This is a genomic window from Roseateles sp. NT4, assembly GCF_051857475.1.
Taxonomy (GTDB): Bacteria; Pseudomonadota; Gammaproteobacteria; order Burkholderiales; family Burkholderiaceae_C; genus Pelomonas.
Window position 1 is genome coordinate 57,322 of the sequence record NZ_JBPZGZ010000001.1, and the last position, 12,427, is coordinate 69,748.

Sequence of the window (12,427 nt, forward strand, 5' to 3'; positions counted from 1 at the left end):
TTCAAACCAAGGAACCGACATGGACCTCTCGAACCCCCTGATGCAGACGGCCGAACGCCTTTCGACCCAGGCCGCCGCCGCGCCCGACGACGGCGGATTGCTGGCCGCCGCGGTGGCCGCTGTACGCGCGGCTGGCGCCGTCATGCTGGCCCGCTTCGACGCGCAAGCCCGCACCCCCGACGACCTGGCCGGCGTCGTGCGCGCCATCCATGCCAACGACGATGCCTCGCTGGCCGTGGCACGCCGGCTGCTGGAGCGGGCCCGGCCGGGCGCCGGCTGGGTGGACGACGAGCTGGAAGGCGGCGCACTGCCCGACGGCGAGTGGTGGGTGTTCGACCCGGTGGAGGGCAATGTGAACCATGTGCATGGCCAAGCCGAATGGGGCATCAGCGCGACCCTGGTGCGCGACAACCAACCGGTGCTGACCGCCGTCTACGAGCCGGTGGCGGATCGCCTGTACACGGCGGTGCGAGGCAGCGGTGCCGCCTATGAGAACGGCGTGCCGATGCGCGCGTCAAAAAAGACCGAGCTGAAGGCCGCCATCGTCACGACGGGGCAGGCCAGGCCCGGTGAAACGGCAGACACCTACCGGCGCCTGGGCGCCTCGGTGACGGCCATGCTGAATGCGGCCCTCGTCGTGCGCATGACGGTGCCGGCCACCTTCCAGCTGGGCCAGGTGGCGGCAGGCCAGATCGACGGCTTCTGGCAGTACAGCGACGTGCGCTCGGGTCTGGCGGCCGGCGCGCTGCTGGTGGCCGAGGCGGGCGGCCGCGTCACCGACACCCGCGGCAATCCCTGGACACTCGCCAGCGAAGACTTCCTGGCCAGCGCGCCAGGCGTGCATCGCGAAGCGGTACAGGCGCTGGCTCAGGTGGCCTGAACAGCAGACAAGAACTCGATCTCAAGGAACACATGATGAACATCAGCATCCTCGGTGCCGGCCGCGTCGGCGCCACACTCGCCAAAGCCCTGGCCGACAAGGGCCATGCCATCACGCTGGGCCATCGCGATCCGCAGGCCGGAGCCAGCCGCTGGCAAGGGCCGGCCGTTCAACACGCCTCACTCGCGGATGCTGCGGCCGCTTCGGCCTTCGTCATCAATGCCCTGCCGGGCGAAGCGGCTTTGCAGGCCTTGAAGGCGCTGGAGGCGGCGCTGCAAGGCAAGGTCTTGCTGGACGTCGCCAACGCCACGGTGCGCACGGCTGACGGCATGCCCGGTGGGCTGCTCTATCCCGACAGCAGCCTGGCCGAGCAGTTGCAGGCGGCGCTGCCGCAGACGCGCGTCGTGAAGGCGCTGAACACGATGCTGTTCACGGTGATGGCGGCGCCGCACAGCCTGGCCACGCCGCCCACTGCCTTCCTCAGCGGCAATGACGCACAGGCCAGGGAGCAGGTGAAGGCGCTGCTCGGCGAACTGGGCTGGCCGGCGGAATGGCTGCTCGACCTCGGGCCCATCGAATCCGCCCGCGCCACGGAGGCCTTCATCCTGATGGTGCCCCGCCTCATCGCCGCCAGAGGCTTCAAGCCCTTTGCGCTGACGGTGGCGGGATGACCGGCCGGCGTCAGTGGCCGTGGTGGCCCTGGGGCTTGCGCACCTGGACCTCGACGTTGGCGGGCTGCGGGGCGGAAGAACCAGGCGCCACGGCCGCGGGTGGCGCATCGCCTACCTCGCGAGCCAGGGTGCCGGGCGGATGCTGGAACCAACCCGGGTCTGAATAGTCGCCGCGCTTCAGCCCGCGCCTGACCTTCAGCATGCTGAACATGCCACCCATGGCGATGGCCCCGAAAGGCCCGTCGCCGGCCATCATCGGCGCGGTGTTCTCGGGTCCCGGCATGCTCATTTCCGTCATCTCGTGCATGCCGTTGTGGCCCATGGCCATATAGCCCGGCACCAGCTTGCGAATCTTGGCCTCCAGGTCGCTGGCATCCACGCCCAGCATGGTCGGCACGTTGTGACCCATCGCATTCATCGTGTGATGGGCCTTGTGGCAGTGGAAGGCCCAGTCGCCTTCCTCGTCGGCGATGAACTCGAGCTGGCGCATCTGGCCCACGGCGATATCCGTCGTCACTTCGGGCCAGCGGGCCGTGCGCGGCACGGGGCCGCCATCCGTGCCGGTGACCTCGAACTCATGGCCGTGGATGTGGATGGGGTGGTTGGTCATCGTCAGGTTGCCGACGCGGATGCGCACGCGGTCGCCCTGGCGCGCCACCAGCGGCGCGATGCCCGGGAAGATGCGGCTGTTCCAGCTCCATAGGTTGAAGTCCAGCATGGTCATGACCTTGGGCGTGGCGCTGCCGGGCTCGATGTCATAGGCGTTGAGCAGGAAGGCGTAGTCGCGATCCACGTCGGCGATCTGCGGATGCCTGGCCTTGGGATGCGTGATCCACAGGCCCATCATGCCCATGGCCATCTGCACCATCTCGTCGGCATGCGGGTGGTACATGAAGGTGCCGGGACGGCGGGCGACGAACTCGTAGACCCAGGTCTTGCCCGGTGGGATGGGTGGCTGGGTCAAGCCCGTCACGCCGTCCATGCCATTGGGCAGGCGCTGGCCGTGCCAATGCATGCTGGTGCCCTCGGGCAGGCGGTTGGTGACGTAGATGCGCACGCGGTCGCCTTCGACGACCTCGATGGTTGGGCCGGGGCTCTGGCCGTTGTAGCCCCACAGCCTGGCCGTGAAGCCGGGCGCCATCTCGCGCACGACGGCCTCGGCAACGAGATGGAACTCCTTGACGCCGTCCTTCATGCGCCAGGGCGCCGTCCAGCCGTTCAGCGTGACGACGGGGTTGTAGGGCCGGCCATTGGGCGGCACGAGGGGGGCCTGCGTGTCGGGCGAGGTCTGGATGACGGGTTCGGGCAGGGCCGCGAGGGCCACCGTGGAGACCGCGGCCAGCGAGGTGCCGGCAAGCAGGGAGCGTCGATTGAGCATGGGGTCCTCGGAATCAGTGGGGCGCTGCAGCGGCGGGCGCGGCGGCGGTGGCCTGCGGCAGGCTGGGCGTGGCGCGGCCGACGAGGGCCTGGTCGAGGTCGGCCTGGGCGATCCAGAAGTCGCGCAGGGCGTCCTGCGCGGCGCTGACGGCGGCCGCCTGGGCGCGCGCGTCGGCCAGCAGTTCGAAGACGCCGATCAGCATGGCGTTGTAGCGCAGCAGCTGCTCCTGGGAGACGCGCTGGGCCAGCGGCAGCAGTTCGTCGCGATGCTGGCGGGCGACGTCGAAGGCGCTGCGGTAAAGGCCGTAAGCCTCGCGCGCCTCGGAGCGTGCCTGGATGGCCGTGTCGGCCGCGATGTGAGCGGCTTCGCGGGCCAGGGCTTCGGCCTTGGGAACCGGTCCGGGGCCGAACAGCGGCAATTCCAGAGCCACTTCCCAGCCGCGTTGCGTCGGCTGCTCGTTGGAGGAGTTGCGCACCGTGCCCAGCTCCAGCATCGATACCCAGCGCGTCGCGCGCGCCAGGTCGAGCTGCTTGCCTGACTGCTCCAGCGACAGCCGCGCCGCCCGCACGTCCAGGCGCTGGGCCAGAGCCTGCGCTTCGACGCCGGCCAGTTCGCGTGGCGCCGTGGGCAGTTCGGGCAGGCGCTCTGGCAGGCGCAGCGCCTGGCCGTCCTCCAGGCTCAGCAGGCGCACGAGGCGTTCGCGTGCCGCCAGGCGCTGGGTTTCGGCGCGTGCCAGGGCCAACCTCGCCTCGGCCTCGAAGCCCTGTTCGCGGGCGCGTGAGAGGGCGTTGAAGTTGCCGGCCGCCTGCATGCGCTTGGCCAATTCGGCGCCGGCTTCGGCGGCCTCCATCACCTGGCGGCGGTAGGCCAGGGCTTCTTCGGCGGCCACGGCGCGCACCCAGGCGCGGCGTGTATCAGCGACCAGGGCCAGAGTGTCGGCGGCGGCTTGCTGCTGCTCGGCCTGCAGGCGGCGCTGTTCGGCGGCGCGCACCAGCGGCAGGGTCAGCAACCGGGCCAGGTCGACATGCCAGCCGCGCTCGATCTCGACTTCGCTGCCGCGGGTCAGGCGGCTGAAGCGAAAGCCCGGGTTGGGCAGGCGGCCGGCCGCGTCGACCTCGGCGGCCGTGACGCCCAGGCGCGCCAGCCGGGCCTGCAGGCCGCGGTTGTTCTGCAGAGCGAGCTGCACGGCGGCTTCGGCCGTCAGCGGCTCGCGCAGGCGCTCGGCGATCTGGTCAGGCGAGGGCAGGGTGGCCGACAGTGGCTGGGCGGTGTGCGGCTCGGTCAGCCTGGAGACCGGCGCGATGTCGTCAGGCGGCGCGGTGGCGCAACCGGCCAGCGCAGCCAGCAGCGCGAGCCCGCAGGCGCGCGCGAAGGGAAGGGAATGCATGCAGAGCCTCTCGGGCGGTGCGAAGACGCCCGCCGCGCGATGGACGGCGGCGGGAACAGCGGCAGGGGAGAGGCTCAGGCCCTGGGAGGCGGGTCGGGCAGGGGCGGCACGATGCCGGCCCAGGTCTCGGCCGGCGCCTGGGCCACGCGCACGGAAGGTGCGGTGGGTGCTGCATCCAGCGTCAGAACAGGCGGAGGTGCGGCGGCCAGGCAGCAGGGCGCGCAGAGCTTGCAGGGTTTGGCCGCGTGGTCGTGGGCATCGCCCTGCGACATCGCGTGATGTTCATGGCCAGCGTGCTGCTCCTGCACCGGCATCGGCTCACAGCCCAACTGGCCGGCCGCGAGCAGGCTGCGCAGGGGCAGCAGCACGAGCAGCAGGCAGAGGACGAGGAAGCGGCCGGGGCGACGCATGCGCGGCACTTTAACTGGCTTGTTGGAGCCAGGCCCGCGGCGACAGCCCCTCATGCTTCTGCGCAAACAGTCGGCTCAAGGCCGAGGCATTGGCATAGCCCAGCTCGACCGCCAGCGTCTTCAAGGGCTTGCCGGCCTGCAGCTCGGCACGGGCGATGGCCAGGCGCCAGTCGGCCAGGTAGTCGGCCGGCGACTGGCCCACGGCTTCGCGGAAGGCCTCGGCAAAGCGGCTGCGCGACATGCCGGCCTGCGCCGCCATGGCCGCCAGGCTCCAGGCCTCGCCGGGCCGCGCATGCAGGGCCGTCAGCGCGTGGGCCAGGCGCGGCTCGGCCAGGCCGCGCATCAGGCCCAGGGGCAGGGGAGCGTCGTGCTGGTCCAGCATCCAGCGCAGCAGTTGCAGCAGCAGCACCTCGAAGAGCCGGTCGGCCAGCAAGCGCTGCCCGCAGCGCACGCGCTCGGCTTCGCCAAACAGCAGGCCGAGCGTCGCTTCCAGCCCTTCCACCTGGGCCAGCGGCAACACGACCAGGGGCGGCAGGGCCTGGACGAGAGGATGCCCGGCTGCGAAGTCCAACGTCGCGCAGACAAAGTCCGCCCCTTCGGCCGGCGCGTTGTGGAAGTCGTGGGCCAGCGGCCGCGGGTAGAAGACCAGACTCGGCTCGCGCACCCACAGGCTTTCGACGAGACCCGTCGCGGCGGCGTGCCTGACCTCCATCTCGCCGTTGCGCATCACATGCAGGAAGCCGCGGCCGGGCTGGGCGTCGAAATGGGTCACGCCGCACAGCGGTCCGGCGTGGAAGAGGCTGGCGCGCACGCGAAAGCGTTCGAACAGCGGACTCAGGCGATCCAGTGGCGGGGCTTCAGCCATGGGACGAATAGGTTGAATTGCTGGATTCAATGATACCTATCGTTCCTCACTGGCGGCGACAGTGGAGGCCTTCCTCCACTGCAACCGAAAGGTGATTTCATGACCTCCCGTATTCCCCTCGTCTCCGCCAACGACACGCCCACCGCCAGCCGCGCCACGCTGGATGCCGTCCACGGCGCCTTTGGTGCCACGCCGAACATGTTCCGTGCCGTCGCCAACTCGCCGGCCTCGCTGCAGGCCCTGTGGGGCTTTTTCGGTGCCCTGGGTGGCGGCACGCTTCCCGCCAAGCTGGGTGAGCAGATCGCCGTCGCAGTGGCCGACCGCAATGCCTGTGAGTACTGCCTGGCCGCCCACACGGCTTTGGGTCGCAAGGCGGGAGGGACGTCGGCCGAGATGAGCGCGGCCCAGGCCGGCGAGTCGGCTGACCCTGCCACGGCTGCGGCGCTGCGTTTTGCCTTGAAGCTCGTCGAGCAGCGCGGCCAGGTTGGCGATGCCGACGTGGCGGCCCTGCGCGCCGCGGGTTTTGCCGACGGCCAGATCGTCGAGATCCTGGCCCATGTCGCGCTGAACCTGTTTACCAACTATGTGAACGTCGCCTTCGCCGTGCCGGTGGATTTCCCCGGCGTGAAGCTCCGTTCGGCAAGCTGATCGAGAGGCGATGATGGCGCCGATGAAAACCGCTCTCGCCCTGCGCCATCTCGCCTTCGAAGATCTCGGCGTCATCGAGCCCGTGCTGCGCGAGCGCGGCTTGGACGTCCGCTACCACGAGGCGGGTGTCGACGACTTCAACGCCGTCGACCTCGCCGCCGTGGATCTGCTCATCGTGCTCGGCGGCCCGATCAGCGTCGAGGACGAAGAGCGCTTCCCCTGGCTGGTCGACGAGGTGGGGTTGATCCGCCAGCGGCTGGACTCGGAGCGCCCGCTGCTCGGTATTTGCTTGGGCGCGCAGTTGATGGCGCGGGCCCTGGGCGCTCGCGTCAAGCCCATGGGCGTCAAGGAGATCGGTTTTGCGCCGTTGACGCTGACCGAGGCCGGGCGGAACACGGCGCTGGTTGAACTGGGCAGCCAGCCCGTGCTGCACTGGCACGGCGACCAGTTCGAGCTGCCGGCCGGCACGAGGTCACTCGCAACCACCGCCGTTTGCCCACACCAGGCCTTCGCCCCTCATGCCAAGGCCCTGGGCCTGCAATTCCACCCCGAGGTCGACCCGGCTCGCTTCGAGCAATGGCTGATCGGCCATATCGACGAGCTGGAGCACGCCGGCATTGCGCCGGGCGAGTTGCGCACCGCGATGGCGGGCGAGGCGGAGGGTTTGAAAGCCGCCCTCAGGCGGCTGATGGGGCGCTGGTTAGACCAGGCCCTGCTTTGACGCCAGCACGGCCGCTTCGGCGCGGCTGGAGACGTTGAGCTTCTTGTAGATGGACTTGATGTGGTCGTTGACGGTGAACCACTTGATGCCCATCAGGTTCGCGATCTCCTTGATCGTGAAGCCCTTGCTCAGATAGGTCAGCACTTCGCTCTCGCGCGGCGTCAGGCGCTCCCACTCGGGCGGCGGGTCCAGGGCGACGCTGCGGCTGTTGGCAAACGGCGCGTGCGCGGTGGACAGGGCGCCGAAGCCGGAGTTCAGCGGCATGGTGCCGCTGTCGCCGCTGGCCGTGGGGCGGAAATGGGTCAGCAGGCGGCGGGCGATGGCCGGCGACAGCGGCGGCTGGCCGCGCACGATGCGCTGCAGTTCTTCCACGAGCACCTCGAAGCGGTCTTCCTTCAGCAGATAGCCGTCGGCGCCGCATTGCAGGGCGGGGAAGAGGTGGTCGTCGTCGGAGTACAGCGTCGTGACGATCTTGATCGCCGTCGAGCCCGTCAGTTCGGTCAGGAACTCCATGCCGTTGCCGTCGGGCAGTTCCAGGTCGACGAGGATGAGCTTGAAGCCGATTTCCGAATTGCCGCTGGACAGCTTGGCGACCTGGCGGCGGGCGTTCTCGAGGTCACCGACTTCGGTGATCTCCATCGCGTCGCTGAAGCTCTCCCGCACCACCCGGCACAGAAAGCTGCGGGCGACGGGGTTGTCTTCGATGATGAGAACTTTGACGGTCATGGGGGCAGACGGCTGTCGATTCGACCGACAGGAATGTAGCGCACAGACCCCTGGAAACCCGGAGCTGTCGCTGATGCGCACGACCCCGTTTCAGGCTTCACGAATTGGTAAGAACTAACTTGCCCACCACCTCGCGGGCCGCCATGCGCGCGAAGGCGGCCGGCAATTCCTCCATGGGCAGCACGCGGTCCAGCACCGGCTTGATCTTGCCGGCGGCATACCAGCCGGCCAGCTCGCCCAGCATGCGGGCGTTGTTGCCCGGCTCGCGCTTGGCGAATTCGCCCCAGAACACGCCGACCAGGGAGGCGCCCTTCAGCAGGGCCAGGTTCAGCGGCAGGGCCGGGATCTGCCCCTGGGCGAAGCCGATGACGAGGTAACGGCCGCGCCAGGCGATGGAGCGGAAGGCGGCTTCGGCCATGTCGCCACCGACCGGGTCGTAGATGACGTCCGGGCCTTTGCCTTCGGTCAGGGCCTTCAGTTCGTCGCGCAGGTTCTGCGTCGTGTAGTTGATGGCCGCGTCGGCGCCCAGTGCCTGGCAGGCCTGGCATTTGGCATCGCTGCTGGCCGCGGCGATGACCTTGGCACCGGCCGCCTTGGCGATCTGGATGGCTGCGGTGCCGACGCCGCCGGCGGCGCCGAGGATGAGGACGGTCTCGCCGGCTTTCAGGGCGGCGCGGTCCATCAGCGCATGGTGGCTGGTGGCATAGGTGCAGATGAAGGCTGCGGCATCCTCGAAGCTGAAGCCGTCGGGCAGGGGCATGGCCAGCATGGCGGGAATGCAGACCTCGGTGGCGAAGCCGCCCAGGCCGCCAAAGGCCGCGACGCGCTGCCCGACCTTGAAGCCTTTGACGCCTTCACCGACCTCGGTGACGACACCCGAGAACTCCGTGCCCGGCACGAAGGGCAGGGGCGGCTTCATCTGGTATTTGTTCTGCACGATGAGCAGGTCAGGAAAATTCAGGCTGGCGGCGCGGATGTCCACGCGCAGATGGCCTGCCGCCAGGGCCGGCGCCGGCAGTTCACGCCATTGCAGCGCCTCGACGCCCACCGGGTTCTCGCAGAGCCATGCCTTCATCGTCGTCTCCAGATTTCGTGAATTCGCGATGATAGGAATCAGAGTGGTTACACCCGGTCTCGCAGGTGACGCTCTCCCTACAATTGCCTTCCTATGCGAATCCTGATTTCCAACGACGACGGCTACCTCGCGCCGGGCCTGGCGGCCCTGGTGAAAGCCTGTGAAGGCCTGGGCGAGATCGACGTCATCGCCCCCGAGCAGAACGCCAGCGGCACGTCCAACTCGCTGACGCTGAACCGGCCCCTGAATGTCTACCGCGCCGCCAACGGCTTCCGCTATGTCAGCGGCACGCCGTCCGACGGCGTCCACCTCGCGCTGAGCGGCCTGCTGGGCTACCGGCCCGATCTGGTGCTCTCGGGCATCAACAACGGCGCCAACATGGGCGACGACACCCTGTATTCCGGCACTGTCGCCGCCGCCACCGAGGGCTATCTCTTCGGCATCCCGTCCATCGCCTTCTCGCAGGCCGAGAAGGGATGGGTCGAGCTGGAAGCCGCGGCGCGCACGGCGCGCAGCGTCGTCGAGCAGGTCATTGCCGGTGGGCTGGGTCAGGGCTTTCTGCTCAACGTCAACATCCCCAACCGGGCCGATGCCGACACCCTGCCGCGCAAGATCACCCGCCTGGGCCGCCGCCACTCGGCCGAGGCCATCATCGAGCAGATCAACCCTCGCGGCGAAACCATCTACTGGATCGGCCCGGCCGGCGACGCCCGCGATGCCGGTGAGGGCACGGACTTCCATGCCACGGCCAACGGCCAGGTGTCGATCACGCCGCTGCAGGTGGACCTGACCGAGCATGCCTCGCTGGGCGCCTGGCAGCAGCGGCTGGGACTCTGACCGCATGTCCACGCCCAAGCGCTTCCCGGCCAGCCTGAAATCGGCGGCGGCACCGCAGCGCGAGCTGCTGATGCCGCAGCGCCATCTGCACCAGGCCACGCGGGATGCCGCCCGGCTGGCTCGCCCCAGCGGTACGGGCCTGGACAGCGGCGCCGTGCGCCAACGCATGGTGGACCGGCTGCGGGCCGAGGGCAAGTTCGACGAGCATGTGCTGGCCGCCATGGCCAGCGTGCCGCGCCACGAGTTTGTCGACAGCGCGCTGGCCGCCCAGGCTTATGAAGACACGGCCCTGCCCATCGGCCATGGCCAGACCATCTCCAAGCCTTCGGTGGTCGCCCACATGCTGGGCCTGCTGATGGCTGGCGCGGGTGCGCGCCAGCGCGGCTCGCTGGGCCGCGTGCTGGAGATCGGCACGGGCTGCGGCTACCAGGCCGCCGTCATCGCGCTGCTGGCTCGCCAGCTCACGTCCATCGAGCGGCTGCAGGGCCTGCATGACAAGGCCAAGCTGAATCTGCAGCGGGTCGGCCTGCCGCGGGTGCCGCGCCTCATCTGGGGCGATGGCCGCATCGGCCACGCGGCCAGCGGGCCTTTCGACAGCATCATCGCCGCGGCCGGTGGCGAGGACATTCCGGCCGCCTGGACGGAGCAATTGGCGCCGGGCGGGCGGCTGATTGCGCCGACGGCGGCGAGCGGTCGCGGCCAGGTGCTGGTGGTGCTGGACCATGTCGTCGAAGGGGGCGTCAGCCGCTGGGCGCGCAGCGAGCACGAGGCCGTGCTCTTCGTCCCCCTAAAATCCGGCGTCCTCTGACGGGCCGTCGGCGCACCGCGCTACACAATCGGGTCGGCCTTCCAACGTGCACCAGCCACACGATGCCCTCAAGTCTGCGTCTTCTATTCACTGTCATCGCCACCTCGCTGCTGCTCAGCGCCTGCACTGTCACGCCGCGTCACCCGGCGCCGGTCGAGGACCGCAACTCGCAGCCCGCCACGGCCGCGGTGGCGCCGGTGCCTGCGGCCTCGGCGGCTTCGGCCCCTGAGGTCAAGCCGCCTCCGGGTGCCGAGAACGCGGGCAAGCCCGGCTACTACACCGTCAAGCCCGGCGATGCGCTGATTCGCGTCGCGCTGGACAACGGCCAGAGCTGGCGCGACGTGGCCAAATGGAACAACCTCGAGAACCCCAACCGCATCGAGGTGGGGCAGGTGCTGCGCGTGGTGCCGCCGGGCGTCGACCCCAGCGCCGTGACGGCCAAGCCGATTGCCAGCGCCACCAAGGTCGAGTCCCGTCCGCTGGACGCCAAGCCCCCCGTTTCCTCCGCCAGCGCGCCGCCCTCCACGCCGCCGGCTGCGCCGACGCCCGCGCCTGCAACGGCTGCGTCGGAAGACGACAGCATGGCCTGGGGCTGGCCGGTGACCCAGTCCATCAGCGCCGGTTTCGACGAGCAGCGCAACAAGGGCCTGGACTTTGCCGGCAAGCCGGGTGACCCGGTGCTGGCTGTCGCCGATGGTCGCGTTGTTTACGCTGGTTCGGGGTTGCGCGGCTACGGCAACTTGGTCATCATCAAGCACAACAACACCTACCTGACGGCGTACGCCCACAACCGGGCCATGCTGGTCGAGCAGGACCAAGTCGTACGCAAAGGTCAGAGGATTGCCGAGATGGGTTCCACCGAGAGCGACACCGTCAAGCTGCACTTCGAAGTGCGCAAACTCGGCAAGCCTGTCGATCCGGCCAAGCTGCTGCCGCCGCGCTGACAAGCCGGCCAGCCAACCACCATGCACCGGGCCAGCGATCACGCCATGAAACGCGCTGCGCCCAAGCTCAACGGTCATGGTGGCAATGGGGGTGAGCCTGGCGTGATGCTGTCGGCCATGAATGGCGGCGGCGATGCCGAACCCGCGCCGGAGGCGGGCGAAGACGAAGGCCAGGTGCTGCGCAGTTCCGGCGACGAGGTCGAACTTGGCAATGCGCTGCAGGCCTATCTGCGCGACATCCGCCGCACGCCGCTGCTGACCCCGCAACAGGAGTTCGACACGGCGGTGAAGGCGCGTGCGGGTGATTTCGACGCCCGCCAGGCCATGATCGAGCACAACCTGCGCCTGGTCGTCAGCATCGCCAAGAACTATCTCGGCCGCGGCCTGCCGATGAGCGATCTCATCGAGGAAGGCAACCTCGGCCTGATGCATGCCATCGGCAAGTTCGAGCCCGAACGCGGTTTCCGCTTCTCCACCTATTCGAGCTGGTGGATACGCCAGAGCATCGAGCGCGCGCTGATGCACCAGGCCCGCCTCGTGCGACTGCCCGTGCACATCGTGCGCGAGCTCAACCAGGTGCTGAAGGCGCGCCGTGCGCTGGAGGCGCTGCAGAGTGCCAATGGTGCAGAAGGGCGCGTGCGCGCCGAGGACGTGGCCCAGGCCCTGGGCCGGCCGGTCGACGAGGTGGCCGAGCTGCTGGCCTATGCCGAACTGCCGAGCTCGCTGGACTCGCCGGTGGACCGCAATGGCGAGGGTGGCGAATCCATGCTCGACCTGGTGGCCGACGACCAGGCCATCGACCCCATGGGCCTGCGCCTGTCGCACGAGGTCGAGGAGCTGCTGCAGCATGGCCTCGCCAGCCTGAACGACCGCGAGCGCGAGGTGCTGTCGGGCCGTTACGGCCTGTCGGACCGCGAACCGGAGACGCTGGACGTGCTGGCCATCCGCCTGAAGCTGACGCGCGAGCGCATCCGCCAGATCCAGATCGAGGCATTGGCCAAGCTGAAGCGCAACATGATGCGCCACGGCGTGGACCGGGACAGCATCTTTTAGGGCATCGAAGCCGCCTCGGATAAT

14 protein-coding genes are annotated in these 12,427 nt (G+C 69.2%); 8 read left to right on the plus strand and 6 right to left on the minus strand.

Annotated elements, in window-relative coordinates; translation table 11 throughout:
- Positions 1–19: 19 nt before the first annotated feature.
- The gene (locus ACS5PN_RS00275) at positions 20–880 is read left to right on the plus strand and encodes an inositol monophosphatase family protein (protein WP_439461944.1); all 861 of its coding nucleotides are present in this window, start codon (positions 20–22) and stop codon (positions 878–880) included.
- A 35-nt stretch (positions 881–915) separates the two neighbouring features.
- Positions 916–1,551 carry an NADPH-dependent F420 reductase gene (locus ACS5PN_RS00280; RefSeq protein WP_439461945.1) on the plus strand — a complete coding sequence of 212 codons (636 nt, stop codon included), beginning with the start codon at positions 916–918 and terminating at the stop codon, positions 1,549–1,551.
- Positions 1,552–1,561: 10 nt separating this feature from the next.
- Here ACS5PN_RS00280 and ACS5PN_RS00285 read toward each other — a convergent pair whose 3' ends face one another.
- The 4 genes from ACS5PN_RS00285 to ACS5PN_RS00300 all read right to left on the minus strand — a co-directional run bounded on the left by ACS5PN_RS00285 (position 1,562) and on the right by ACS5PN_RS00300 (position 5,591).
- Positions 1,562–2,929 (minus strand): multicopper oxidase family protein, encoded by a 1,368-nt coding sequence (locus tag ACS5PN_RS00285; protein ID WP_439461946.1) that lies wholly within the window; start codon positions 2,927–2,929, stop codon positions 1,562–1,564.
- Positions 2,930–2,942: 13 nt separating this feature from the next.
- Positions 2,943–4,316 (minus strand): TolC family protein, encoded by a 1,374-nt coding sequence (locus tag ACS5PN_RS00290; RefSeq protein WP_439461947.1) that lies wholly within the window; start codon positions 4,314–4,316, stop codon positions 2,943–2,945.
- 74 nt (positions 4,317–4,390) lie between these two features.
- The gene (locus tag ACS5PN_RS00295; RefSeq protein ID WP_439461948.1) at positions 4,391–4,726 is read right to left on the minus strand and encodes a hypothetical protein; all 336 of its coding nucleotides are present in this window, start codon (positions 4,724–4,726) and stop codon (positions 4,391–4,393) included.
- A 10-nt stretch (positions 4,727–4,736) separates the two neighbouring features.
- On the minus strand, positions 4,737–5,591 hold the full coding sequence (locus ACS5PN_RS00300) for an AraC family transcriptional regulator (RefSeq protein WP_439461949.1): 855 nt from the start codon (positions 5,589–5,591) through the stop codon (positions 4,737–4,739).
- 99 nt (positions 5,592–5,690) lie between these two features.
- On the opposite strand from ACS5PN_RS00300, the gene ACS5PN_RS00305 reads away from it, so the two are divergent.
- A complete protein-coding gene (locus ACS5PN_RS00305) occupies positions 5,691–6,239 on the plus strand; it encodes a carboxymuconolactone decarboxylase family protein (protein ID WP_439461950.1) in 549 nt (182 codons plus the stop codon).
- Between the two features lie 22 nt (positions 6,240–6,261).
- The gene (locus ACS5PN_RS00310; protein ID WP_439461951.1) at positions 6,262–6,960 is read left to right on the plus strand and encodes a glutamine amidotransferase; all 699 of its coding nucleotides are present in this window, start codon (positions 6,262–6,264) and stop codon (positions 6,958–6,960) included.
- Here the strand turns inward: ACS5PN_RS00310 and ACS5PN_RS00315 are convergent.
- Positions 6,940–7,686: a LuxR C-terminal-related transcriptional regulator gene (locus ACS5PN_RS00315; protein WP_439461952.1), complete on the minus strand. Its 747-nt coding sequence runs from the start codon at positions 7,684–7,686 to the stop codon at positions 6,940–6,942. The genes ACS5PN_RS00310 and ACS5PN_RS00315 overlap by 21 nt on opposite strands.
- 97 nt (positions 7,687–7,783) lie before the next feature.
- The gene (locus ACS5PN_RS00320; RefSeq protein ID WP_439461953.1) at positions 7,784–8,761 is read right to left on the minus strand and encodes an NADPH:quinone oxidoreductase family protein; all 978 of its coding nucleotides are present in this window, start codon (positions 8,759–8,761) and stop codon (positions 7,784–7,786) included.
- 93 nt (positions 8,762–8,854) lie between these two features.
- Between ACS5PN_RS00320 and surE the strand changes: the two genes are divergently transcribed.
- From surE to rpoS, 4 genes are all read left to right on the plus strand, one after another.
- Positions 8,855–9,598 carry a 5'/3'-nucleotidase SurE gene (gene surE, locus ACS5PN_RS00325; protein WP_439461954.1) on the plus strand — a complete coding sequence of 248 codons (744 nt, stop codon included), beginning with the start codon at positions 8,855–8,857 and terminating at the stop codon, positions 9,596–9,598.
- Positions 9,599–9,602: 4 nt separating this feature from the next.
- The gene (locus tag ACS5PN_RS00330; RefSeq protein WP_439461955.1) at positions 9,603–10,406 is read left to right on the plus strand and encodes a protein-L-isoaspartate(D-aspartate) O-methyltransferase; all 804 of its coding nucleotides are present in this window, start codon (positions 9,603–9,605) and stop codon (positions 10,404–10,406) included.
- A gap of 62 nt (positions 10,407–10,468) precedes the next feature.
- Positions 10,469–11,350 (plus strand): peptidoglycan DD-metalloendopeptidase family protein, encoded by an 882-nt coding sequence (locus ACS5PN_RS00335; protein WP_439461956.1) that lies wholly within the window; start codon positions 10,469–10,471, stop codon positions 11,348–11,350.
- A 105-nt stretch (positions 11,351–11,455) separates the two neighbouring features.
- Positions 11,456–12,403, plus strand: a complete 948-nt coding sequence (gene rpoS / locus ACS5PN_RS00340; protein ID WP_439463675.1) for an RNA polymerase sigma factor RpoS — start codon at positions 11,456–11,458, stop codon at positions 12,401–12,403.
- Positions 12,404–12,427 lie beyond the last annotated feature (24 nt).